19 protein-coding genes are annotated in these 24,728 nt (G+C 74.4%); 5 read left to right on the top strand and 14 right to left on the bottom strand.

Annotated features, from left to right (window positions below; all coding sequences use genetic code 11):
• Window positions 1-33 precede the first annotated feature (33 nt).
• From ABIH81_RS13225 to ABIH81_RS13205, 5 genes are all read right to left on the bottom strand, one after another.
• Window positions 34-1,086, bottom strand: coding sequence for an acyl-CoA desaturase (locus ABIH81_RS13225; protein WP_349880520.1), 1,053 nt, complete (start codon window positions 1,084-1,086; stop codon window positions 34-36).
• A 176-nt stretch (window positions 1,087-1,262) separates the two neighbouring features.
• Window positions 1,263-4,772, bottom strand: coding sequence for a hypothetical protein (locus tag ABIH81_RS13220; RefSeq protein WP_349880519.1), 3,510 nt, complete (start codon window positions 4,770-4,772; stop codon window positions 1,263-1,265).
• Between the two features lie 47 nt (window positions 4,773-4,819).
• A complete protein-coding gene (gene cutA / locus ABIH81_RS13215) occupies window positions 4,820-5,140 on the bottom strand; it encodes a divalent-cation tolerance protein CutA (RefSeq protein ID WP_013288324.1) in 321 nt (106 codons plus the stop codon).
• A 56-nt stretch (window positions 5,141-5,196) separates the two neighbouring features.
• Complete coding sequence (locus tag ABIH81_RS13210) at window positions 5,197-6,219, bottom strand: 1-acyl-sn-glycerol-3-phosphate acyltransferase (protein ID WP_349880518.1); 1,023 nt, start codon at window positions 6,217-6,219, stop codon at window positions 5,197-5,199.
• The gene (locus tag ABIH81_RS13205; RefSeq protein ID WP_349880517.1) at window positions 6,220-7,053 is read right to left on the bottom strand and encodes a patatin-like phospholipase family protein; all 834 of its coding nucleotides are present in this window, start codon (window positions 7,051-7,053) and stop codon (window positions 6,220-6,222) included. It abuts the gene before it with no gap.
• A gap of 179 nt (window positions 7,054-7,232) precedes the next feature.
• Between ABIH81_RS13205 and ABIH81_RS13200 the strand changes: the two genes are divergently transcribed.
• Window positions 7,233-8,726 carry a serine/threonine-protein kinase gene (locus ABIH81_RS13200; RefSeq protein WP_349880516.1) on the top strand — a complete coding sequence of 498 codons (1,494 nt, stop codon included), beginning with the start codon at window positions 7,233-7,235 and terminating at the stop codon, window positions 8,724-8,726.
• Between the two features lie 39 nt (window positions 8,727-8,765).
• On the opposite strand, the gene ABIH81_RS13195 is transcribed toward ABIH81_RS13200, so the two are convergent.
• From ABIH81_RS13195 to ABIH81_RS13155, 9 genes are all read right to left on the bottom strand, one after another.
• The gene (locus ABIH81_RS13195; RefSeq protein WP_349881090.1) at window positions 8,766-9,827 is read right to left on the bottom strand and encodes a glycosyltransferase family 4 protein; all 1,062 of its coding nucleotides are present in this window, start codon (window positions 9,825-9,827) and stop codon (window positions 8,766-8,768) included.
• A 134-nt stretch (window positions 9,828-9,961) separates the two neighbouring features.
• The gene (locus ABIH81_RS13190) at window positions 9,962-10,633 is read right to left on the bottom strand and encodes a BON domain-containing protein (protein ID WP_349880515.1); all 672 of its coding nucleotides are present in this window, start codon (window positions 10,631-10,633) and stop codon (window positions 9,962-9,964) included.
• Between the two features lie 235 nt (window positions 10,634-10,868).
• Complete coding sequence (locus ABIH81_RS13185; protein ID WP_349880513.1) at window positions 10,869-12,344, bottom strand: trypsin-like peptidase domain-containing protein; 1,476 nt, start codon at window positions 12,342-12,344, stop codon at window positions 10,869-10,871.
• A 62-nt stretch (window positions 12,345-12,406) separates the two neighbouring features.
• Entirely contained in the window at window positions 12,407-13,963 is a 1,557-nt protein-coding gene (locus ABIH81_RS13180) for an ATP-binding protein (protein WP_349880512.1), read from the bottom strand.
• Window positions 13,960-14,661, bottom strand: coding sequence for a response regulator transcription factor (locus ABIH81_RS13175; RefSeq protein ID WP_030271847.1), 702 nt, complete (start codon window positions 14,659-14,661; stop codon window positions 13,960-13,962). Before ABIH81_RS13175 ends, ABIH81_RS13180 begins: the two co-directional genes overlap by 4 nt.
• 64 nt (window positions 14,662-14,725) lie before the next feature.
• The gene (locus ABIH81_RS13170; protein ID WP_349880511.1) at window positions 14,726-15,346 is read right to left on the bottom strand and encodes a PadR family transcriptional regulator; all 621 of its coding nucleotides are present in this window, start codon (window positions 15,344-15,346) and stop codon (window positions 14,726-14,728) included.
• Complete coding sequence (locus ABIH81_RS13165; RefSeq protein ID WP_349880510.1) at window positions 15,343-16,173, bottom strand: DUF4097 family beta strand repeat-containing protein; 831 nt, start codon at window positions 16,171-16,173, stop codon at window positions 15,343-15,345. The genes ABIH81_RS13170 and ABIH81_RS13165 overlap by 4 nt, the downstream gene beginning before the upstream one ends.
• Window positions 16,174-16,297: 124 nt before the next feature.
• On the bottom strand, window positions 16,298-17,191 hold the full coding sequence (locus tag ABIH81_RS13160) for a lysophospholipid acyltransferase family protein (protein WP_349880509.1): 894 nt from the start codon (window positions 17,189-17,191) through the stop codon (window positions 16,298-16,300).
• On the bottom strand, window positions 17,188-17,964 hold the full coding sequence (locus ABIH81_RS13155; protein WP_349880507.1) for a GNAT family N-acyltransferase: 777 nt from the start codon (window positions 17,962-17,964) through the stop codon (window positions 17,188-17,190). Before ABIH81_RS13155 ends, ABIH81_RS13160 begins: the two co-directional genes overlap by 4 nt.
• Before the next feature lie 174 nt (window positions 17,965-18,138).
• Here ABIH81_RS13155 and ABIH81_RS13150 point away from each other — a divergent pair, with 174 nt between their 5' ends.
• From ABIH81_RS13150 to ABIH81_RS13135, 4 genes are all read left to right on the top strand, one after another.
• Window positions 18,139-18,795: a hypothetical protein gene (locus ABIH81_RS13150; protein ID WP_349881089.1), complete on the top strand. Its 657-nt coding sequence runs from the start codon at window positions 18,139-18,141 to the stop codon at window positions 18,793-18,795.
• Between the two features lie 140 nt (window positions 18,796-18,935).
• Complete coding sequence (locus ABIH81_RS13145; RefSeq protein ID WP_349881088.1) at window positions 18,936-19,874, top strand: ABC transporter ATP-binding protein; 939 nt, start codon at window positions 18,936-18,938, stop codon at window positions 19,872-19,874.
• Window positions 19,871-20,698, top strand: a complete 828-nt coding sequence (locus tag ABIH81_RS13140) for an ABC transporter permease (protein WP_349880506.1) — start codon at window positions 19,871-19,873, stop codon at window positions 20,696-20,698. Before ABIH81_RS13145 ends, ABIH81_RS13140 begins: the two co-directional genes overlap by 4 nt.
• 258 nt (window positions 20,699-20,956) lie before the next feature.
• Window positions 20,957-24,700: a multifunctional oxoglutarate decarboxylase/oxoglutarate dehydrogenase thiamine pyrophosphate-binding subunit/dihydrolipoyllysine-residue succinyltransferase subunit gene (locus ABIH81_RS13135; RefSeq protein ID WP_349880505.1), complete on the top strand. Its 3,744-nt coding sequence runs from the start codon at window positions 20,957-20,959 to the stop codon at window positions 24,698-24,700.
• Window positions 24,701-24,728: the final 28 nt, after the last annotated feature.

Genomic DNA, 24,728 nt, shown 5'->3' with positions numbered 1-24,728 from the left:
GCGCCCCCACTCGCCCCGCCCGGCCCGCCGCGCTCAGGCCGCGCGCAGCGGCCGGCCCACGTCGTGCAGGTGCGCCAGAGCCTGCCGGTACGACTCGAACAGCCCGGTCTCCGCGTACGGGACGCCCTGCTCGGCGCAGTACGCCATGACCAGCGGCCGGGCCCGGCGCAGGTTGGCGCGCGGCATGTTCGGGAACAGGTGGTGCTCGATCTGGTAGTTGAGCCCGCCCAGCGCCAGGTCGACGAACCGGCCGCCGCGGACGTTGCGCGAGGTCAGCACCTGCTTGCGCAGGTAGTCCAGCTCGTCGGAGGCGGTCGGCATCGGCATGCCCTTGTGGTTCGGGGCGAACGAGCAGCCCATGTATAGACCCCAGAGCCCCTGGTGCACGGCCACGAACAGCAGCGCCTTGGCCGGGGACATGACCGCGAACAGCAGCCCGAGGTAGCCGGCGGCGTGCGCGGCGAGCAGGAGCGCCTCCACGGCCCGGTGCCGCATCGGCACGCGCCACCGCCCGTCCGGTTCCCGGCCGGTGAGCGCCTGCACGCTCGCCACGTGCAGCGCCAGCCCTTCCAGCAGGAGCAGCGGGAAGAACAGCCACGCCTGGCGCCGGGCCATCCACCGGCTCAGGCCGCGCGTGGCCGTCGCCTGCTCGTACGTCCACACCAGCGCGCCCGCGCCGACGTCCGGGTCCTCGCCGGTGTGGTTCGGGTTGGCGTGGTGCCGATTGTGCTTGTCGACCCACCAGCCGTAGCTGAGCCCGACCGCGAGGTTGCCGGCGACCAGTCCGGCCGCCTCGCTCGGCCCGCGCCGACGGAACATCTGCCGGTGCCCGGCGTCGTGGCCGAGGAACGCCACCTGCGTGGTCGCCACCGCCATCACCACCGCCAGCGGCACCTGCCACCACGAGTCACCGACGAGCGCCACCACGACCCAGCCGGCCAGGAACGCGCCGAGCGTGAGCGCGATCCGTAGCGCGTACCGGCCGGGCCGCCGCTCGAGCAGTCCCGCCTCGGCGATCCGGCGGGACAGCCGCGCGTAGTCGCTACCTCGCCGTGCCGCCGGCGCCGTCGACGTGGAAGAACTCATGTCGCCCCCGATGCCGCGAGCCACGCTCTCGTACGCGACTCTCCGTCACTGATTCTGGCGACGATCGTCGCCGTGGGTAATCCCGCAGCCCCCCGGATCCGGGGTGGTGCTGTCCCTACCCCTCATGGCCGGAGCGGCGCAAACGATCTCCGTCACACCGCAGAATCCGTGGCACGTCAGCCGAGCCGGGCGACGGCGTCGCGCAGCCGGACCAGGTCGCGCCGGCGCCGCTCGTAGGTGGCGGCCAGCCCGATCAGCAGCAGCCCGCCGAGGCCCAGGAAGATCCAGCGGGGCAGCAGATCCCAGCCCCGGGCCAGCTCGTGCAGCGCCAGCGGCACCAGCGTGGCCGCGCCCAGCACCACCGGCGCCTGCCAGCGCCGGGCCGCCCCGCCGAGCACGACGGCGAGCGCCGCCGCGCCGAGCGCCAGCCGCCGCCACGGCTGCGGCTCACCGGAGACCAGCACCGACACGAGACTCGGCAGGAACGCCGCGCCGAGTCCCGGACCGAGCGCAAGCCAGCTCGTGAGCCCGGGCCGGCGCCGCAGCGCCAGCAGCCCGGCGGCCAGGGCGAGCGCCGCCGCCGGCAGCGTGTACGCCTCCAGCACGACCACCCCGCCCGCGGCCAGCAGCAGCCAGCCGCCGACCAGCTCGCTGCCCGCGGCCACCGCCGCCAGCACGCGACGCCCGGCCGGCGACTCGCCCCGGCGCGGCACCCGGACCGCGACGGCCACGCCCCACAGCACGCAGACCGCCGCCGCGTACCGCAGCGAGCCGCCGGTGAGCAGCAGCGCGAGCAACGCCACGGCCTGCGCCGCCGCCTCCAGCGCCCACTTACCGGCCGGCTCGACGCCGCCCGGGACGCCCGCCGGGCGGCCCGGACCGGCCGCGCCCGGCCCGACAGCCGGCACGGCCCGCCCCGCGACGCCCGGCCCGACACCCGACACGGCCGCTGCCGCGTCCGGCCCACCGGACCTGCCGGCGCGCAGCAGCGGCGCCGCGTGCAGTGTCACCGCCGCGACGGCCAGGGCGGCGAACGCCGCGGTACGCAGCGGCAGCCCGGCCGCGAGCGACGCGGTGACAGCGAACCCGGTCGCCGCCGTGACGGCGCCCAGCCACCCCGCGATCCGGATCACCGCCGGCCGCCCGGCCGCCCCGGTGACGGCACCGGCCACCACCAGCGCCCCGAGTGCGGCGAGCGTCCCGGCCCGGGTGGCGAGCAGGCCACCGAACCCGGGTACGGCCAGCACCGCGCCCAGTGGCACGAGCACCGCCGGCCGCGCACCGGTGAGCGCGGCGACCAGCAGCGCGCCCAACCCGACGCCGAACGCCACAGCCGGCCCCACCGGCCACGGCGCACCGGCGGCCGCCGCCAGCACCGGCAGCGCCACCGCGCCGGACGGCAGCGCGGCGAGCCACCACGCGACGCGGCGATCCGTCGCGGCGTACGCCCCGGCGGCGGCGCCCAGGAGCAGCAGCACCAGCCCGGCACGGGCGGTCCCGGCGGACGCCGCCGCGACGGCGGGCACCCCGGACCACGGCCGCACCGGCAGGTCCACCAGCACCGTCAGCACCGCCGGTGCGACTGCGAGCAGCGCCAGGACGGCCAGCGCGGCACCCACGGCGCGCAGCGCGACCGCCGGCCGGGAGCCGGCCCCGGCGGCGAGCGCCAGCAGCACCCCCACCGCGGCGTACAGCGCCACCGGTTCCCCGCCCGGCGCGACGAGCGGCCCGAGGCCGGCCCCGGCGAGCGCCACGGCGAGCCCCGTCGAGGCGTACCCGCTCAGGTCGGCCCACAGGCGACGGACGGCGAGGACGACGACGACCGGCACCACGACGGCGGCGGTCGCGCCGCGCAGCTGCCACCAGGCCGGCGCGCCGAGGCCGAGCAGCGCGACCGCCACGCCCGCCGGTACGGCGAGCAGCGCCACCGCGAGCGCGACGCCGCCGACGACCGGCTGCGCGCCCTGTCCACGCCGGCCCAGCGTGGCGAGCGCCGCGCCGAGCACCGCCGTGACGGCGAGTACGGCGACGGCACCGGCCGGGGCGGCACAGCCGACCAGCAGCGCGTGCCCGAGCAGCACCGCCCCGGCCGACGCGGTGACCGGCACGACGACCCGTCCCCCGCGCGGCCGGGCGACCGCCGCCAGCAGCAGCGCGGTGGCCGTCGCGAGGTCCACGACAAGCACCAGCGGCCACGGCGTCGCCGTCACGGCCGGCACCGCGAGGGCGACCAGCCCGGCGGCGGCCACGCCGGCGAGCGGCCGGACGGCCCGGGGCGTCAGCAGCGCGACCGCCCCGGCGGTCAGCAGCAGAGCCACCGGAAGCTGCCAGCCCCAGGACGGAACCGGCACGTCCCGGCCGCCCTGCCAGACCGGGAAGCCGGCACTCGCGGTGGCCGCGCCGACCAGGCCGGTGAGCACGACCGCGACCTGGCCCAGCGCGGCGGCCACCGCGAGCGCGCCCACGAGCGGGCCGGTCCGGATCGACGCCGGCAGCGCCCGGACCGCACCGGCGAGCGCCGCCACCACCAGGCCGGCGGCGAGCAGCAGCAGACCGGGACGCAGCTCGCCGACCGGCCGGACCAGCGCGACCGCGAGCACGGGCACCAGCAGCCCGGCGGTCGTCGCGCGCCAGGGGCGGCCACCGGCGGCGAGCGCGCCGGCGACCACTGCCAGCGCCACCACCAGCAGCGGGCCGCCGGCCAGCAGCGGGGTGCCCGCCGCGCGGCCGAGCGCCAGCGGCACCAGCGCGCAGCCGGCCGCCAGGACCAGAGCCACGCCGTGCCCGGTCCAGCCCAGCACCCGCCCGGCCACCAGCGCCGCGCGCGTGCCGGAGGTACGGCGGCGCAACGCGACCACCACCGCCAGGTCGCCGAGCGCCACGGCGGTCAGCACCAGCGCCCAGCCGGCGGCGGTGGGCCGGAACGCGGCCGCGGCCAGCGGCAGCACCGGCTGCGCGAGCAGCCACGCCGCGAACCAGGGCGCGGTGAGGCGGCTGACCAGGGCGTACCCGGCCGCCACCGCCGCACCGATCGCCGTCACCAGCGCCGCGTACCGGCTGCCCGGCAGGCCGGTCACCCCGAACAGGTCCACCGACCAGGCGGCGTACCCGTCCAGGACCACCAGGAGCAGCGCCACCGAGGCGAGCGTCTCGGCGGTGCCGCGCAGCCCGCGCGCCCGGGCGACGAGCGGCGCGACCAGGGCCAGCGCGGTGACGGCGAGCAGGATCAGCGCCCGGCCGGCCACCCCGAACGTGGCCCACGCGACGGCGGTGAACACCACGGCGGCGGTGCCGAGCAGCAGTCCACCGAGGACGAACAGCACACCCTGGACCGCGCGGGTGGAGGTCTCGGCGCCGCCGGGGCGTACCGCGGGGGTGGGTGGAACCGGACGCGGCGGCATCAGCGCCGGGAGCGGCGCGGGACCGGCGGCGCGCGGCGCGGGGATCTCCTGGCGGATCCGGGCGGCCAGCGCCGCCCGCCGCTGCCGGGCCGTGACCAGCCGGCCGGACAGATCCTGGTACGCGAGCCGGGCCGCCTCGACTCGCGGCACCAGCTCGGTGATCTCCCGGTCCAGCCGGACCACCTCGGCGGCCGGCGGGTAGGGCGGACGGCCGCAGGCGCGGCATCCGGCGACGAGGTCGGCCGGGGCGCCGCAACCGGGGCAGGGGTAGCCGGTGTTCTCCACCTCGCCAGCTTCGTCAGCGGCGGGGCGGGCGGACAGAGTAGGAGTACCTAGGGCCGGGTCTGCTCGTGTACCCAGGCGGTGTAGCCGGGGTTGCCGCTGTCCTCCCGGCTGACCAGGATCTCCGGCACCTCGTACGGGTGGTTGGCGCGGAGCTGGTCGACCAGGGCGTCCACCCGGTCCGGCGCGGTCTTGAACCGCACCTGCCACTCGGCGGTGGTCTGGATCGCCGACTGCCACCAGTAGGTGCTGTCCACCGGGCCGCCGACCTGGGCGCAGGCCGCCAGCCGGCCGGCGACGGCCGCGGCCGCCAGCACGTCCGCGACCCCGCGGGCGTCCACCACAGTCGTCACCACGCAGATCTGATCCACCAGCGCACCCTACGCGGCGTAGCTGCCGGCGCGCTGAACACACGCGGCGATTCCGCTCAGGCGTCGGCCGCGCCGCTGTGGTTGGCGGCGATCCAGGTGTCGATGCGGGCCCACCAGTCGAACAGCCAGTCGATGCGTTCCTGCTCGCCGGCCGGGATCTCCTCCGGCGGCACCGACCAGAACCGCATCACGATCCGCTTGTCCATCGGCAGCTCGCGCCACACGTCCCCGACAGTGAGCATCTGGTCCAGGCCGGTGTGCGCCACGAAGATCACCCCGGCGTCCGGCGCGGCGTCGAGCGCGGCGAGCAGCCCGCCCGGCTGCGGGGCGAGCACGTGCCGCATCCGTTCGGCCCGCCGCGCCATCCGTTCCAGCCCGAGCGACCGCAGCCGGTCGATCGCGCGCAGCCGCCGCGACGGGGTGAAGTTGCCGCCCTCCGGGAAGATCACGAAGGCGTCGTCGTCGTCCAGGCCGGTGGCCAGGTGCCCGATCTGCCGCACCACCGACTCCCGCCCGTCCGGCCCGGCCGCGATGAACCGGTTGGGCAGCCGGTTCAGCAGCACGTCGATGGCCGGATCCCACTGGAGGGTCTCCTTGAGCACGATCCGGGGTTCCCGGTTGAACCAGTTCACCAGCGCGTGGATCAGGATGAACGAGTCGCCGGGCCCGGCGTGCCGGCAGACCACCAGTTCGGGGCGGCCCGGCAGGGCGGTGTCCGGGTCGGTGCCGACCATGTCGATGCTCAGCCGCAGCGTCCACCGGGCCTGCCAGAACATGATCCGCAGGAACCAGCCGGCCAGGACGTAGTGGGCCCGCTGGAAGGCCGGCGCGCGCTTGTACGCGCCGAAGCCCGAGGCGAGCCAGAGCAGGAACAGGGCGAGCAGCGCGGCGGCGTCCCAGACCAGGTAGACGGTGCCGATCCAGAGCAGCCGCAGCGGGCGCAGCCGTCCCGGCACCAGCGGGGACGCGGCGAGCGCCAGCAGCGCCCAGCCGGGCAGCGTGGTCACCACGAAGAAGGCCAGCAGCACCACTCCAGGAGCGAGCACCAGCCGGCGCAGCCAGCGGGGTGGCAGCGGCATTCAGCGCTCCAGCGCGGTGTCCAGGTATCGGCGGGAGGCAGTGTACGCCCGGCTGATCCGCCGTCCCACCGCCGCCGTGTCCCGATACGCCCACGGGCTGTCGTCGCGCGGCTCCAGCCCGCCGGTGGGCAGCACATGCACCTCGACGTCCTCGGGCAGTGCCGCCATCTCCCGCGCGAACCGGTGCCGGCGGGCGATCTCGAACGCCACCTGGGCGATCTCCCAGGGGCGGCGCGGCGGGCTCAGCTCGCGTTCGATCCGGCCCACCTGGAGCACGAAGATCTGCTTCGCGCCGAGCATCACCGCCTCGCCGACCGGGATCGAGTTGACCACCCCGCCGTCGATGTAGTGCTGGCCGTCGATCTGGGTCGGGGGCAGCAGTCCCGGCACCGAGGCGGACGCGAGCACCGCCGGCACCAGCGGTCCGGTGTGGAACCAGTGCTCGGCGGCGCGCTCGATGTTCGCGGCGCAGCAGCGGAACGGCACGGCCAGGTCGGCGAACGTGGTCCCCTCGCCCAGCGTGCTCTCCAGCAGGCGGTACAGCGGGCGGGGCGAGTGCAGGTGGGTACGGGCGGCGAACCGGCGCAGCTGCCGGGCGACCGAGTCGCCGTACACCTCACTGGCCTCGGGCGACGCCCAGAGGCGGACCAGCCGGTCGGTGACCGCCTCGGTCGGGTCGGCGGCGACCAGGGCGCCGTTGACCGCGCCGATCGACGTGCCCAGCACCAGATCGGGTTTGATCCGGGCGCGGAACAGGGCACGCAGCATGCCCACCTCGACCGCGCCGAGCACTCCCCCGCCGCCGAGCACGAACGCCACCGGACCTGCTGCCATGCCGTTCATCCTGGCACGCGGCCCACACCCGGCCCGGCGGCCGCCCCGGCCGAGGTGGGAGCGTCACGCGACACCGCCCGGGTCATGACCCAGCGCGATCGTCAACGGGACGACTGTTGACAGGTCAGACACATTCCCGCAACCTGATAGCGCTCCCGAGCCCAGGCAGGTGCGAGCTGATGGCGACACTCCAGGCCGGCCGTCTGCTGGCCCGGCGGTACCGGCTCATCGACCGGATCGGCGCCGGTGGCATGTCGGTGATCTGGCGTGCCCGCGACGAGGTGCTCGACCGGGTGGTGGCGGTTAAGGTGCTCGCCCCCTCGCTCGCCGCCGACGCGCGGTTCCGCGACATGGTGCGCGAGGAGGCCCGCTCGGCCGCCCAGCTCGACCATCCGCACGTCACCGCCGTGCACGACTACGGCGAGACGGTGGCCCCGGACGGCTCGATCACCTCGTTCGTGGTGATGGAGCTGCTCAGCGGCGAGGAGCTGGAACACCTGCTGACCCAGGGGCCGCTGCCCTGGCCGGCGGCGGTGGAGACCGGCGCGCAGGTGGCCGAGGCGCTGGCCGCGGCGCACCGGCTCGGCATCGTGCACCGCGACGTGACCCCGGCCAACGTGATGATGACCGGCACCGGCGCGAAGGTGCTCGACTTCGGCATCGCCACCCGGATCGGCACGCCGGACGACGACGAGGACGGCGGTACGTTCGGCACCCCGGCGTACGTGGCCCCGGAACGGCTCGACGGCGCGCCCGCCCAGCCGGCCACCGACGTGTACTCGCTCGGCGTGCTGCTGTTCGAGACGCTGACCGGGCAGCCGCCGTACCCGGCGGAGACCTGGGAGCAGCTGAGCGCGGCGCTCGCGGACAGTCCGGAGCCCACACTGGACGACGTACCGGGACTGCCCGGCCCGGTCGCTGAGATCTGCCTGCGCTGCCTGGCCCGCGACCCGCGTCGCCGGCCCACCGCGCACCGGGTCGCCGCCGTGCTGCGCGACCAGATGCTGCCCGCCGACCCGCAGGCGGCCACCATGCTGGCGCCGACCGTGACGCTGCCCGCGCTGACGTCCCCGCCGCCGGCCGACCCGGCGGCGCAGCCGGTCCCGGTCCCCGCCGCGCGGCCGGTCCCGGAGCCGGGGCAGGTTCCCGCCGCGCAGCCGGTTCCGGCCGCCGCGCCGGGCCGGCGCCGGAACCTCATGCTGGCGGCCGCCGGCGTGACAGTGGTCGCCGCGGCGGCGCTGCTGGCGCCCGCGCTGACACCGGACCGGTCCGCCGGTCCCCGGGTGCTGCCGACCGCCGGGCCGGTACAGCCGCCGGCCGCCGGACCGCCGGTGACCGAGGCGCCGGCCACCACTGCGCCGGCCGCGCCGACGACTCTGCCGTCGACCGGTGGCGCCCGCCCGCCGGCCGCCGGCCAGGCCGACGCCGCCGAACGGGTGGACGGGCTGATCGAGGCCGGGCTGACCGAGGGCCAGATCCGCGAGGACGTCGGGGTGGACCTGCGGAACCTGCTGCGCAACGCGGTCGCCGCGAACGGCGAGAGCGAGGTGACCGCCGCCGTGGACCGGCTCCGCGGCAAGATCGACGAGCGCCGCCGCGAGGGCAGCATCAGCCCTGGGTACGCGCGGCGACTCGACGCCGCCGCGGCGGAACTCGTGGCCGGGCAGACCTGACGGGGGTCAGCCGGCCACGGTCTGGCGCCGCCTGACGGTTCAGTCGGCGACGGCGGGCGCCACCGCCCGGGCTGCCCCTGCGGGCGCCCGCGCGGCCAGGAAGCCCCGGTAGACCGCCTCGTAGCCGGCGGCCATCCGCTCCACCGAGAAGTTCTCCGCCACGTGCGCCACGCAGTCCGCCGGGTCCAGGTCCGCCGCCGCCCGCAACGCCGCCGGCAGCTCGCCCGGGTGGTCGCAGACGAAACCCGTGACACCGTCACGGACCAGCTCCGGCACCGCGCCCCGGCCCAGCGCCACCACCGGCGTACCCGTCGCCATCGCCTCCACCATCACCATGCCGAACGGCTCCGCCCACTGGATCGGCATGATCAGACAGCGGGCCTCCAGCAGCAGCCGCAGCACTGTCGGCCGGTCGGCGTTCACCACGGGGGTCACGTCGTCGCCGAGCAGCGGCCGGACCACCTGCTCCAGGTAGTGGCGCTCGGCCGGTTCGTTGCACTTGCCCGCGAGCGTGAGCGGCAGCCCGGCCGCCCGGCAGGCCGCGATCGCCACGTCCGGGCCCTTGTCCGGACTGAACCGGGCCAGCCAGAGCACCGGGCCCGCGCCCGGGCTGCGCTTGCGCGGGATGTCCCGCAGCGGCATCGCGTTGTGCACGGTGCCGGCCCAGGGCAGCCCCGGGTTCGCCCGGCGCTGGGCGTGTGAGATCGCGACCAGCCCCACCCCGCGGTCGGTGTTGCCGAGCACCGTGCCGTACTCGCCGACCGGGTTGCCGTGCACGGTGGCCACGGTGGGCACCCGGCGACGGCCAGCCACCATCGGGCCGATCATGGTGTGGTCGTGGATCAGGTCGAAGCCGGCCGGGTCGACCAGGCGGTCCACGTGGGCCAGGTGCGCCAGTTCGGGCAGCGACTCGCCCATCCGCTCGTACTGGAGGTCGTCGCAGGTGGAGACGAAGTCGGCGGCGGTGCCGTGCTCGGTCCCGGCGCCGAACAGCGTGACGCGGTGCCCCCGGTCCACGAGCGCGTCGACGAGCCCCGCCACCACCGTCTCCAGCCCGCCGTAGCCCGGCGGCGGCACGGTCAGCCACGGCGGCACCACCATGGCGATCCGCAACGGACCGGCCCACCCGCGCTCCGAGGGCTGCTGGTTCACGGCCACGAGTCCTCCCGTTCGGTCCCCCGCGTACCCCGCTGGGCGCGGGTTTCCCGACCCGGCCCGCGGTAAACGACAGCCGGTCAGCCGGACACCACGATCCCGACGTGCACCTCCCGTACGCCGGGCAGCGCCCAGGCGGCCCGTTCCGCGTCCTCCCGCTGCCACCACGCGCTCACGACGCCGTCGAGCACCACCGTGTCCCCGTCGACCCGGGCGTCGACCCCCTCGGTCCCGGTACGCCGCAGCAGCAGGCGGCGCAGGTCGAGCCGCTTCTGCTCGTCGCTCGGCGGGGTCGGTGGCCGCACCTCGACCAGGTTCGTCACCCCGCGTACGCCGCGCAGCCGGCGCAGTTCCCGTTCGGCGGTACGGCGCTGGAAGCCGAACTCGACCTCGCCGCGGAGCATCACCCAGCCGTCGGCCACCGTGACGTCCAGCCGCTCGGCGGGCACGAAACTGTCCCACTCCAGCGCCCGGCTCGCCGCGATCGCGATGTCGGCGTCGGTACGCAGGTCCGTGGCGGGCAGGTCGACCGCCAGGTCACTGGCGACCGCCCGTACGCCGCGTACCCGGTGGGCGCAGCGCTCGACGGCCCACCGCCGGGCGTAGCTGTCCACCTGCCCGGTGAGGGTGACGACGCCCCGCGAGACCGTCACGCCGACCTCGGTGGCCCGGGTCTGCGCGTCCCAGTCCAGTTCGGCGAGGACGTCGCGCTGGATCTCCTGGTCGGTACGCACGGCCGACGTGGTGGTCATGCCCCGAGCCTGCCGCCGGTACGGGTGAGGCGCGCTCACCCGCACCGGGTGAGAAACGAGGAGGGGCGGGGGGGGGGGGGGGGCCCCCCCCCCCCCCCCGCCCCCGGCGGGTGACGGAGCCAACCCCCTTGGCTCCGTCACCCGCCGCCCCCCCCCCCCCCGGGGGGGGCCCCCCCCCCCCCCCCCCCCCCCCCCCCCCCCCCCCCCCGCCCGGGAGGGAGGCAGGTCCTCGGGACTATGACGTCTCGGCGAGCGTCACGGTTGCTTTCTCGGTGGATCCGTTTCGCTTGTACTGCACCTCGACCCGGTCACCGACCTTGCCGGCCTGCACGGCGCCGACCAGGTCGTTCGAGTCGTTGATCACCTTGTCGCCGAACTTGGTGATCACGTCGCCGCGCTGGAGCCCGGCCTTCTCGGCGGGGCTGCCGGGCGTGACGGCGACGACCAGCGCCCCGCCGTCCTCGGCGCCGTTCACGCTCACCCCGAGCGAGGGGTGGCTGATCTTCTCGCCGCGCTGGAGCTTCTCGGCCACGTCCTTGGCCTTGTTGCTCGGGATGGCGAAGCCGACGCCGATGTTTCCGGTGCTGCCCTGCCCGGCGGTCGCGATGGCGGTGTTGATGCCGATCACCTCGCCCCGGGTGTTGACGAGCGCGCCGCCGGAGTTGCCCGGGTTGATCGGGGCGTCGGTCTGGAGCAGGCCGGAGATCGAGCTGGCGCCCTGCTGCGGGTTCTGCTGGCCGCCCTCCCCCGCCTGGATGGTGCGGTCGCGGGCGCTGAGGATGCCGGCGGTGACCGAGCCCTGGAGGCCGAGCGGGCTGCCCAGGGCGAGCACCTGGTCACCGACCTGCATGGCGTCGCTGTCGCCGAACTTGGCCGCCTTCAGGTTGCTCACGCCGCCGGCCTGGACCACGGCGAGGTCGGTCTTCGGGTCGGTGCCGACGATCTTCGCGGAGGCGCTCCTGCCGTCGGCGAAGACCACCCGCACGCTGTCGCCACCGGCGCCGGCGACGACGTGGTTGTTGGTGAGCACGTACCCGTCGGCGCTGAGGATCACCCCGGAGCCCTCACCGCTGTTCGTCATGATCGTGACGATGCTGTCCTGGACGGAGGCCGCGATCTTGGGCAGGTCGGCGCTGTTGATCACCGGCGCGGCGGAGTAGGTGCGGGTGGGGCCGCCCTCGTCGAACGCGAGGGCGAGCGCGCCACCGGCCACGCCGGAGCCGAGCATCAGGACCAGTGCCAGCGCGCCCGCGCCGACGAACTTCCCGGCCCGGCTGGGGCGTGCCGGCTGCTGCGGGCCCCACTGCGGCATCGGCTGCCCGGGCTGGTACGACCCGTACCCCTGCTGCGTCTGGTACGGCTGCGCCTGGTACGACGGCACCGGCCCACCGTGCTGCGCGGACGGGTAACCCGTGGCGGCCTGCTGGTTCCAGCCGCCCTGCTGCTGATGCTGCTGCTGCTGCCCGTACCAGGGGTGGGGCTGCTGCGGCTGCCCTGAAGCCGGGTACGGCGTCGCCGGCTGCGGCGGGTACGGCCCGGCGGGCGTGCCGGTTCCGGCGGCCGGGGAGTCGGCCGGAACCGACGCCGCGGCCGGGGTGGTGGAGGAGTCCGACGTCCCGCTCTCGACGCGGGGCAGCTCGGCGGTGTGGTGCGACGGCTCGGCGTCGGCGGGGGCCGGCGACCGCTGCGGATCGGTCTCGTGGTCGGTCATGTCACCAGCTTTCCCCTTAGCACTGTCACCAGCCTGGAATCCGCCTGGAAGTTTTCTGAATGTCACTCGCCCGGCTCGGGCGCCTCGGGCAACAGCGGCAGCTTCACCCGGAACGTCGCACCGCCACCCGGCGTCTCCGCCACCTCGACCGTGCCGTGGTGCGCGGCGACGAGCGCGGCCACGATGGCCAGGCCGAGGCCGGTGCTGATCGGCCCGCCGGCCCGGCGGGTACGCGCGGCGTCCACCCGGTAGAACCGCTCGAAGACCCGCTCGGCCTGCACCGGCGTGAGCCCGGGGCCGGTGTCCGCCACCTCCACCACGGCGAGGTTGCCCGCCTCCGCCCGCAGCCGCAGCGTCACCGAGGCCTCCGGCGGGGTGTGGGTGAGCGCGTTCGTCATCAGGTTGCCGATCACCTGGCGCAGCCGGGCGTCGTCGCCGAGCACCACCAGCGGGCCGGCGCCCGGCTCCCGTTCCAGTTCGATCCGCCGGTCCGGGTCGACCACCCGGGCCGCCTCCACCGCGTCGGACGCCAGCACCGGCAGCTCGACCGGGCTCAACGCGATGGGCCGTTCCCGGTCCATCCGCGCCAGCAGCAGCAGGTCCTCCACCAGCAGCCCCATCCGGGACGCCTCGTCCTCGATGCGGCGCAGCAGGTCGGCGGTCTGCTCCGGCGCCCGCGCCGCGCCCTGCCGGTACAGCTCGGCGAAGCCCCTGATGGTGGTCAGCGGCGTGCGCAGTTCGTGCGAGGCGTCGGCGATGAACTGCCGCATCCGCTCCTCGGACCGGCGGGCCCGCGCCTCCGACGCCTGCGCGTACGCGGCGGCGTCCCGGGCGCCCATCTCGGCGCTGCGCGCCGCCGCCTCGGAGGCGGCCCGCGCGGTGAACGCGGCCTCGATCTGCGCCAGCATCGCGTTCAGCGCCCGGGACAGGCGGCCCAGCTCCGAGGTCGGGCACGCCCGCCCCTCCTCCGGGTCGGGCACCCGCCGGGTCAGGTCGCCCCCGGCGATGGCCGCCGCCGTACGCTCTATCTCCACCAGCGGCTTCAGGCTGGTACGGACGATGCCGGCGCCCACCGACGCCAGCGAGATCAGCACCGCGCCACCGACCAGCAGGTCTATCCAGACCAGCTGCCGGACGGCGGAGTCGACGCCGGTGAGGTGCTGGCCGAGCGCGATGATCCGCCCGTCGGGCAGGGCGGTGTAGAGCATCCGCCACCGGCTGCGACTGTCCTCGGAGCGCACCGTGAACGGTTCGCCCACCCGCTCCCGGTAGCCGGCGTAGTCGGCGGGGAACCGGGGCAGTTCCTCGTCGCGCAGAGCCTCGTAGCGCGTCGGCTCCTCCGGCAACTCGCCGGGCGCCATGACGGACGCCACGTAGTCCGACGGAATGGTGATCTTGATTGGGCCGCCGCCGGCCTTGTCGAGCGTGTTGGCCACCGTGAGCGCGCCGCCGCGGAGCTGGTCGTCCGCCTGCCCGATCAGATAGTTACGCAGCAGGAACGCCGTCAGGCCGCTGATCACGACGAGCGCCACGGCCACGAGCGCGAGGACCGCGGCGACGAGCTTCAGCCGGAGCGGGACGCTGCGCAGCCTGCCCTTCGCGTCGTGGACGACGTTCACGCCGCCGGCTTGCGTAGCACGTATCCCACTCCCCTGAGCGTGTGGATCAGCCGGGGCTGGGTGTTGTCGACCTTGCGCCGCAGGTAGGAGATGTAGGACTCGACGATGTTGTCGTCACCGCGGAAGTCGTAGTTCCAGACGTGGTCGAGGATCTGCGCCTTGCTGAGCACCCGGTTGGCGTTGAGCATCAGGTAGCGCAGCAGCTTGAACTCGGTCGGTGACAGCTGCACCCGCTGGCCGGCCCGGTGCACCTCGTGCGTCTCCTCGTCCAGCTCCAGGTCGGCGAACGTGAGGCGGGACGGTGCCTGCTCACCGGTCGCGGTACGTCGCAGCACGGCCCGGATCCGGGCGGTCAGCTCCTCCAGGCTGAACGGCTTGGTGACGTAGTCGTCGCCGCCCAGGGTGAGCCCGCGGATCTTGTCGTCGGTGGCGTCGCGCGCGGTCAGGAACACCACAGGGGTACGCGTACCGCCCTCGCGCAGCATCCGGATGACCTCGAAGCCGTCCAGGTCGGGCAGCATCACGTCGAGCACCACCAGGTCGGGCCGGTGGTCCTTGGCGGCGTTGAGGGCGGCGCTGCCGCTGGTCGCGGTGGCCACGTCGAAGCCCGCGAAGCGCAGGCTCGCGGAGAGCAGTTCGAGGATGTTGGGATCGTCCTCGACGACGAGAAGCCGGGCCTCGGTCTGGGTAGCCGCCATGGCACCCATCATCCGTGCTCCGGCTGCGGCCGCGCTGGGTGCTCCCTGGAAACAACCTGTGAGATCAGCGGAGCAGCCGCCGCAGTCCCTCCAGCGCGCCGTCGAGCAGCCGGATCGCGGTACGGAGCTGGTTGTCGCTGAGCCGTCGGGCCCGGACCAGCGCCCCGACCTCGACGGTGAACGCAGCGAGCCGCTGGTCGAAGTCGGCGAGCAGCGGCGACTCGTCCGGGCGGGCCGATCCCCCGCCGTCCGCCGGCCGGGTGGTGGCGGACGCCGTCCAGCCGCCCTGCCGGGTCTGCCGGGCCACCTCGCGCAGCTCGCGCTTCAGGTCGCGCACCGATCCGCGTACCTCGGTGCGGATCTCCCCGGCCAGCGCGGAGAGATCCTCGACGGCGGCGCCGATGTCGCTCTCCAGCGTCGACAGCTCGTCGGCGCGCCGGCGCAGTTCGGCGCGGCCCGCCTCGGTGATCTCGTAGACCTTGCGCCCGCCCGCGGCGGTGTGCGTGACCAGCCCCTCCGCCTCCAGCCGCTGCAGACGCGGGTAGATGGTGCCGGCGCTGGGCGCGTACAGGCCGAGGAAGCGCTCCTCCAGCAGGCGGATCAGCTCGTAGCCGTGCTTCGGGCCGTCGTCGAGCAGCTTCAGCAGGTAGAGCCGGAGCCGGCCGTGGCTGAACACGGCGGTCACGGCACGTCCTCCACATGGTCGGCGGGCGCGACCGGGCGGGCGAGCAGCGCGATGCTGCCGGAGGTCGCGGAGGCCCAGAGCCTACCCGCACCCCCGCCGAGCACGCCGTGGCTGTCCTTGATCGAGCCCAGCCCGCGCCCACCGCCGTCCACCTGGGGAAAGCCGCTGGTGATCTTGCCGGAGGTGGTGTGCAGGTGCACGGTGAGGTCGCTGTCCTCGCGGACCCGCACGGTGATGCTGCCGGAGATGGCGCTGAGCCGGATCTCGCTGCCGCGCGGGTTGTCCAGGTCGCAGGTGATCGAGCCGGAGACGGCGTGGGCGCGGACCCGCTCGGGCGCGCTGTCGGCCAGGATCAGCTCGCCGGACACCGTCTCCAGGTCCAGGTCGCCGCCGATGCCGAGCGCCTCGACCGGCCCGGAGATGACCTTCGCGCTGGTGCGCCCCCGCAGCCCGCGCAGCGTGACCTGGCCGGAGGTGACGTCGACCCGGGTCTCCCGGCGCAGCCCGGAGGCGACGAGCGCGCCGCTGACCACCGACAGGGTGGCGAGCACGTCCGGCGGAACGGCGACCGACACCTCGGCCCGGATCCGGTTGCCGAACCAGGAGAAGACGCCGAGCCAGCCGGGCTTGCGCTTGTGCCGGATCGTCAGCCGCCCGTCGCGTACCTCGACGAGGAGCGGCCGGCTGCTGATCCGGGTCACGTCGACCCGGGCCGGCCCGTCGGCGCCGACCACGTTGAGCCGGCCGCTGATCAGCTCGGCGTCGAGCCGCGTGATCGGCTCGTCCAGCGTGATGCGCTGCGGGTTCTCGACCGTCCAACTGGCCATGACACGCTCCCCTCGTCGGCGTGCCGGCCCACGGCGCGCCAGGTGTTGCGAGGAGCATAACGCGATACATCGCGACTGAACAAGACACTATCGCGACTATGTCGCGTCCCCGACCATCGGGCGGTCAGGCGGCCAGGTCCAGCCGGGTCGCGAGCACGGGACGTGGGGACGGGTGGATCGCGGCCTCGGCGATCCGTGCCAGCGACCGGCGGTCCGCACCCCCGGCCGGGTGCAGCGCGGCACTCACCGTCACCGACACGGTCAGGTCCCGGGCGGCGAGCACCCGGCGTACCGACGCCCAGAGCGTCTCCGCACCGAGGAAGGCGGGCAGCGTGCTCGGGTCGTCCGCGTACCGGTAGCCGAGGCTCAACGGCACCACCGGCGCGCCCGCCACCACGGCGGCCTCGAACATCGCCGGGCGGAAACCGCGGCTCGGGCGGCAGTCCGTGGCGGCGCCGCACCAGGTCGTACCCTCCGGGAACACCGCCACCGACCGCCCGGACCGCAGCGCGCCGGCCACCCGCGCGACGGTGGCCGGCAGGTCACGCGGCCGGGACCGGTCCACGAAGACGGTGCCCGCCGCGGCGGCCAGGGCGCCCACCAGCGGCCAGCTCCGGACCTCGCGTTTCGCCAGCATCCGGGCCGGTGACACGGCGAGCACCGCCAGGATGTCCAGCCACGAGACGTGGTTGGCGACCAGCAGCGCCCGCCCGCGCGGCGCCCGGCCGCGGACCAGCAGCCGGACCCCGAGGGTACGCAGCGTCCACCGTGCCCAGCCGCGCAACGCGGCCCGGCCCCGGGCGGCGGGCAGCAGCGGCAGCAGTACGGCCAGACCCGTCCCGGCCAGGAGCATGCCCAGTACGCCGAGCAGCCGTCCCGCCCGGCGCGGCGGTGACACGTCCGGGGCGGCGGGCGCCGGCAGGCAGTCCGGCCCGCAGCCCGAGGCGGGCCGCCACAGGCCCGCCCCGTCGACGCCCGAGCACGGGTCCGCGCCGAGCCCGGGGACAGCGGCGGTCACGACCCGGCCTCGCCGAGGAAGTGCCGCAGGTAGCGCGGGTTCATCCGGTCCAGCGAGAACAACACGTAGAAGTCGGCGCAGCCGAAGTCCCTGTCGTACGCGGGCTCGCCGGCCACCCAGGCGCCGAGCCGCAGGTAGCCGCGCAGCAGCGGCGGCACGAGCGCCCGGCGTTGCGCCGGGGTGAGCGCGGTGAGGTCGGCGGCGGGCGCCTCGGCGAACCAGGGCCGGCGCGGGGTGACCCGCAGCAGCGGCGGGGCGAGGTGCCGGGCGGTGACCTCGGCCCACACCTGCGCGGCCGCGGTCCCGCCGTCGGCGACCGGCACCGAGGCGCAGCCACCGAGCCAGCGGGCGCCGCGCAGGTGCAGGTAGCGGCAGATCCCGGCCCACATGAGGTTGATCACGGCGCCGGTGCGGTGGTCCGGGTGGACGCAGGAGCGGCCCGCCTCGACCAGGTCGCCGTGCAGCGGGGCCAGCGGGCCCAGGTCGAACTCGGCGTCGGCGTACCGGCGGTCGGTGCGGCCGGGCGGCAGCAGCCGGTACGTGCCGACGACCTCCCCGGTGCCCTCGCGCAGCACCACCAGGTGGTCGCAGTGCGCGTCGAACTCGTCGGTGTCGAGCCCGGTGGCGGCGGTCGGCAATGTGGCGCCGAGTTCGCCGGCGAACACCTCGTGGCGCAGGCGTTGCGCGGCCGCGACCAGTGTCGGGTCGTCGGCGATCAGCAGGGTGTAACCGCTGGTGGTAAGCGGTGCGCCAGCGGCGTGCAGAACGGCCATGACTCCTGTGTAGGTGCCCCGGGTTGCCACCGGACGGGGTGAGGGGTGTCGATCCGGTGAACGCCGGTCGGCGGCGGCGTGCGAACCGGGACGGCCGGGGCGGGACCGGCGTGTGCGAGGCTGCCGGGCGGACCGCCCGCGACGGCGCCGGCGGAGGTGAACCCGGAGGTGCACATGCTGGTCGAGGCCCGCTTCCAGGGGCCGGACGGCTCCGGCAACGGCGGCTGGAGTGCCGGGATCTTCGCCGCGCTGATCGACGACCGGGGGCCGGTGGAGGTCACGTTGCGCCGGCCGCCGCCGCTGGACACCCCGCTGACCGCCGCCGACGGCGAGGTACGCGATCCGGACGGCCACCTGGTCGCCCAGGTACGCCGGGTCGAGCCGGTCGACGCGGTGGTGCCGCCGGTGGACCTCACCACGGCGGCCGGGGCCGCGCGGGCGTACCCCGGTCTGGTCGACCACCCGTTCCCCCGCTGCTACGTCTGCGGCCCGGCGAACCCGGACGGGCTGCGGATCTTCCCGGGACGGCTGCCGGACGGGCGGACCGCCGCGCCGTTCCGCGCGCCGGCCGAGGTGGTGCCCGCGACCGTGTGGGCGGCGCTGGACTGCCCGGGCGGCTGGGCGGTGCTCGCGCCCGGCCGGCCGTACGTGCTGGGGCGGATCGCCGCGCAGGTCACGGCGCTGCCACGGCCCGGCGACGAGTGCGTGGTGACGGGCCTCGCGGTCGGCGGCGAGGGACGCAGGGCCGAGGTGCACACCAGCCTGTACGGTTCGGACGGCGCGCTGCTCGGCCGCGCCCGGGCCACCTGGGTGGCGCTGCCGACGGCCTGATCTCCTCCCTGAGGAGGACGGCGCGTACGCGTCCCGCCTGATTGACCCCCTTGCGCCGGGTTGGAAGGCTGTTGCGGGGCGCCCCCGCAACGGCGCCCCACCGGCGCGCGTCGAGCCCGCCGGGGCAGGAGAGGAGAATGATGTCCGACGGGCAGCCACGCCCCAGTGCCGGGACCGGCCAGATCACCGTGTCCGGCCTGACCAAGCAATACAAGACCGTCCGCGCGGTGGACAACCTTTCGTTCACGGTCGAGCCGGGCCGGGTCACCGGCTTCCTCGGCCCCAACGGCGCCGGTAAGACGACCACGCTGCGCATGCTGCTCAACCTGGTGACGCCGAGCGCCGGCACGGCCACCATCGGCGGCAGCCGGTACGCCGACCTGCCCGACCCGCTGCGTACGGTCGGCGCGGTGCTGGAGGCGTCCAGCGCGCACAAGGGCCGCACCGGCATCAACCACCTGCGGGTGATCTGCGCGGCGGCGGGCCTGCCGAAGGAGCGCGCCGACGAGGCGCTCGCCCTGGTCGGGCTCTCGCCCGCGGCGAAGCGCAAGTTCAAGGGCTACTCGCTGGGCATGAAGCAGCGGCTCGGCATCGCGGCCGCGATGCTCGGCAACCCGCAGGTGCTGATCCTGGACGAGCCGGCCAACGGCCTGGACCCGGAGGGCATCCGCTGGATGCGCGGCTTCCTCAAGGGGCTGGCGGCCGAGGGGCGTACGGTGCTGGTCTCCAGCCACCTGCTCTCCGAGATGCAGCTGCTCGCCGACGACGTGGTGATCATCGCGGCCGGCAAGCTGGTCCGGCAGGGCCCGGTCGACCAGGTGATGGCCTCGATGACGCACGACGTCCGGGTACGGGTGCGTACCCCGCAGGCCGACGACCTGGCCGCGGCGCTGCGCGAGCAGTCGGCCACGGTCGACGCCGACCCGCACGGAGCGCTGCTGGTGACCGGCGTGGACGCGCCGGCGGTGGGCCGGATCGCGCTGGCCGCCAAGGTCGAGCTGCACGAGCTGACCACCGAGCGCCCCGACCTCGAAGGGGTCTTCCTGGAGCTGACGGCCGGAAAGGCGGAGATCCGATGACGCTGGTCCGATCCGAACTGCTCAAGATCCGTACCACCAGCACCTGGTGGATCTTCGGGCTGATCAGCCTGGCGCTGTGGGCGCTCACGCTGTTCTTCAACTGGTTGCAGACCGAGGCGCTGGCCGGCGGGGACTTCGGCGAGGTGCCGGCCGAGCAGTCCGACCAGTTGCAGGCCGTCTCGGCCGCCGACAACCTGGCGGCCAACCTCTACACCAACGGCCAGTTCTTCGGGCTGCTCATCGTGCTGCTGCTCGGCATCGTGGTGGTGACCAGCGAGTTCTTCCACCAGACGGTGACCACGACGTTCCTCACCGCGCCGCACCGCACCGCGGTGATGCTGGCGAAGCTGGCCGCGGCCGGCGTGCTGGCGCTGCTGTTCTGGCTCGTCACCACCGTGCTGAACCTGATCGTCGCGCCGCTGATCCTCAACTCGGTGGGCGTCGGCTCGCAGCTCGGCAGCGGGGCGATCTGGCGGGCGATCGCGCTCAACGGCCTGGCGTACCTGCTCTGGTCGGTGCTCGGCGTCGGGCTCGGCGTGCTGATCCGCAGCCAGATCGGCGCCACGGTGACCGGCATCCTGTTCTACCTGGGCGGCGCGATCGGCGCGGTCATCGTCCTCAGCCTCCTCGCCTCGCGGTACGGCGACTGGATCAACAAGCTCCAGCTGCTCGTCCCGTCGCTGGCCTCCGGGCTCATGGTGGGCGGCGACACCGACATCCCGGGCAACCCGCCGCAGTGGGCCGGCGCCCTCGTGCTGATCGGATACGCGGTGGTGGCCGGCGCGATCGGCGTGGCCACGATCCGCAAGCGCGACATCTCCTGACCTCGTGGTCGGGGCGGACCCCGGCCGGTGACGGACGTCATCGGCCGGGGTTCTGCTCGTCTAGCAGGAGTCGGCGGATCACGCAGCGTTTGCCGAACTTCTGGCATCTTCTGTGAAACGGACCACCAGCCGGAGGCGAGAATGCCTGCGCGCAGCGCACGGCGTAGCCTTGGCATCGGTTTACCCAGCGTCGGCAACCGGGGGTCACCGGGGGCCACCGTGACATTCACAACCGCGTGAAAGAGGCGATTAGCGGCCGTGTCGACCCAGCAGACTTCGCAGGAGAACCCACTGGCGGGTTTCGGCCCGAACGAGTGGATCGTCGAGGAGATGTACCAGCGCTACCTCGCCGACCCCTCAAGCGTCGATTCGGCCTGGCACGACTTCTTCGCCGACTACCGGCCGGCCCCGGGCGCCGCCACACCGCGCCCGGACGGGCCGGCCAAGCCGGCCGCGAAGCCGGAGCCGGCCGAGCAGCAGGAGGCAGCGGCCACCGTCGCCGCGCAGCCCGCCAAGACCGAGCCGAAGGCCGCCCCGAAGGCCGCGCCCGCCCCGGCCAAGCCCGCCGCCAAGCCGGCGGCGAAGGCCCCTGAGCCGGCCAAGAAGTCCGTACCGGCCAAGCCGGCCGCCAAGGCACCGACCGCGAGCGCCGCGGGCACCACGCCGCTGCGCGGCGTCGCCGCCAAGATCGTGCAGAACATGGACGCGTCGCTCGCCGTCCCGACCGCCACGAGCGTGCGCGCCGTCCCGGCCAAGCTGCTCGTCGACAACCGCATCGTGATCAACAACCACCTGACCCGTGGTCGCGGTGGCAAGGTCAGCTTCACCCACCTGATCGGGTACGCGCTCGTCCGCGCGGTCGTCGAGCACCCGGAGATGAACAACTCCTTCGCCGAGGTCGACGGCAAGCCGGCGATGGTCCGCCCGGAGCACGTCAACCTGGGCATCGCGATCGACCTGGTCAAGCCGGACGGCTCCCGCAACCTGGTGGTGCCGTCCATCAAGGGCTGCGAGCAGATGGACTTCCGGCAGTTCTGGCAGGCGTACGAGGACGTGGTCCGGCGCGCCCGCCGCAACGAGCTGACCATGGAGGACTACTCCGGCACCACGATCTCGCTGACCAACCCGGGCGGCATCGGCACGGTGCACTCGATCCCGCGCCTGATGCAGGGGCAGAGCGCCATCATCGGCGTCGGGGCGATGGAATACCCGGCCCCCTACCAGGGCATGAGCGAGGCCACCCTGGCCCAGCTCGCGGTCAGCAAGGTCATCACGCTGACCAGCACGTACGACCACCGGATCATCCAGGGCGCGCAGTCCGGCGAGTTCCTGAAGGTCATGCACGAGCTGCTGCTCGGCGAGCGCGGCTTCTACGACGACATCTTCACCTCGCTGCGCATCCCGTACGAGCCGGTGCGCTGGATGCGCGACGTGGCCGTCGACAGCGAGGGCCAGATCAACAAGACCGCGCGGGTGCACGAGCTGATCCACGCGTACCGGGTGCGCGGCCACCTGATGGCCGACACCGACCCGCTGGAGTTCAAGATCCGCAAGCACCCGGACCTGGACGTGCTCCAGCACGGGCTCACGCTGTGGGATCTCGACCGCGTCTTCCCGGTCAACGGTTTCGCCGGCCAGCAGCGGATGAAGCTGCGCTCGATCCTCGGCGTGCTGCGTGACTCGTACTGCCGCCGGGTCGGCATCGAGTACATGCACATCCAGGACCCGGAGGAGCGCCGCTGGATCCAGGAGCGGGTCGAGCGCAAGTACGAGAAGCCCAGCTCCGACGAGCAGAAGCACGTGCTGAACCGGCTCAACGCCGCCGAGGCGTTCGAGACGTTCCTGCAGACCAAGTACGTCGGCCAGAAGCGCTTCTCGCTGGAGGGCGGCGAGTCGCTGATCCCGCTGCTCGGCGAGGTGCTGGAGTGCTCCGCCGAGGCCGGGCTGGACGAGGTCGTCATCGGCATGGCCCACCGCGGCCGGCTCAACGTGCTGGCGAACATCGTCGGCAAGCCGTACGAGAAGATCTTCTCCGAGTTCGAGGGGCACCTCGACCCGCGGTCCACGCAGGGCTCCGGCGACGTGAAGTACCACCTCGGCCAGAACGGCAAGTTCAGCACGCCGGACGGCGAGCACGCGGTCAAGGTGTCGGTGGTGGCGAACCCGTCGCACCTGGAGGCCGTGGACCCGGTGCTGGAGGGCATCGTCCGGGCCAAGCAGGACCGCATCGACCTCAAGCTGGAGGGCTACACCGTGCTGCCGCTGGCGGTGCACGGTGACGCCGCCTTCGCCGGCCAGGGCGTGGTCGCCGAGACGCTCAACCTGTCCCAGCTGCGCGGCTACCGCACCGGCGGCACCGTGCACGTGGTCGTCAACAACCAGGTCGGCTTCACCACCGCCCCGGAGTACAGCCGGTCCAGCCTCTACAGCACCGACGTGGCCCGGATGATCCAGGCGCCGATCTTCCACGTGAACGGCGACGACCCGGAGGCAGTGGTCCGGGTGGCCCGGCTCGCGTTCGAGTACCGGCAGGCGTTCAACAAGGACGTCGTGATCGACATGGTCTGCTACCGCCGGCGCGGGCACAACGAGGGCGACGACCCGTCGATGTCCAACCCGCAGATGTACCAGATCATCGACTCGAAGCGGTCGGTCCGGAAGCTCTACACCGAGGAGCTGATCGGGCGCGGCGACATCACCGTGGAGGACGCGGAGGAGCTGCTGCGCGACTACCAGTCGCAGCTGGAGCGGGTCTTCAAGGCCACCCGGGACGCCGCGACCACGCCGCGTCAGCTCAGCCGCCCGGCGCGGGAGGAGGAGCCGGAGCCGCAGGTCGACACCGCCACCGACGCCTCGGTGGTCAAGGCGATCGGCGAGGCGCACGTCAACCTGCCGGAGGGCTTCACCCCGCACAAGCGGATCCAGCAGCTGCTGGAGCGGCGCCGCAAGATGTCCGTCGAGGGCGGCATCGACTGGGGCTTCGCCGAGATCATCGCGTTCGGCACGCTGCTGCACGACGGCGTCACCGTCCGGCTCGCCGGGCAGGACTCGCGTCGCGGCACGTTCGTCCAGCGGCACGCCTCGGTGGTCGACGCCAAGACCGGCGAGGACTACCTCCCGCTGAAGTCGCTCACCGCCGACGGCGAGCGGTCGCGCTTCTTCGTCCACGACTCGCTGCTCTCCGAGTACGCGGCCATGGGCTTCGAGTACGGCTACTCGGTGGAGAACATCAACGCGCTGGTGGCCTGGGAGGCCCAGTTCGGTGACTTCGTCAACGGCGCCCAGTCGGTGATCGACGAGTTCATCTCCTCCGGCGAGGTGAAGTGGGGCCAGCGCTCCGCGGTGACCCTGCTGCTGCCGCACGGCCACGAGGGCCAGGGCCCGGATCACACCTCCGGCCGCCCGGAGCGGTTCCTCCAGCTCTGCGCCGAGGACAACATGCGGGTGGCCATCCCGACCACCCCGGCGAACTACTTCCACCTGCTGCGCCGCCAGGCCCTGTCGCCCAAGCGCAAGCCGCTGGTGGTGTTCACGCCGAAGTCGCTGCTGCGGCACAAGCTCTGCGTGTCGCCGGTGGAGGACTTCACCACCGGGACGTTCTCCCCGGTGCTGGCCGACACCGCGGCTCCGGCGCCGGAGCAGGTCAAGCGGGTGCTGCTCTGCTCGGGCAAGGTCTACTACGACCTGTTCCAGGCCCGGCAGGAGCGGGGCGTGACCGACACCGCGATCATCCGGATGGAGCAGCTCTACCCGCTGCCCGTCGAGGAGGTCCGGGCCGCGCTGGCGCAGTACCCGAACGCCGAGGACTTCGCCTGGGTCCAGGAGGAGCCGGCCAACCAGGGCGCCTGGTCGTTCGTCGCGCTCAACCTGCTGGAGCACCTGCCCGAGGTCCGGCTGCGCCGCATCTCCCGCCCCGCCGCCGCCGCACCGGCGGTCGGCTCGGCGAAGATGCACGAGGTCGAGCAGAACGCGCTGATCGAGGCGGCTCTCCCCCGCCCGTGACACCACCGGCAGCGGCCCGTCCCGACCC

This window comes from Micromonospora sp. HUAS YX12 (genome assembly GCF_040215685.1).
GTDB classification, from domain to species: Bacteria; Actinomycetota; Actinomycetes; order Mycobacteriales; family Micromonosporaceae; genus Micromonospora; species Micromonospora tulbaghiae.
This window is presented reverse-complemented; position numbering and strand designations above follow the sequence as displayed.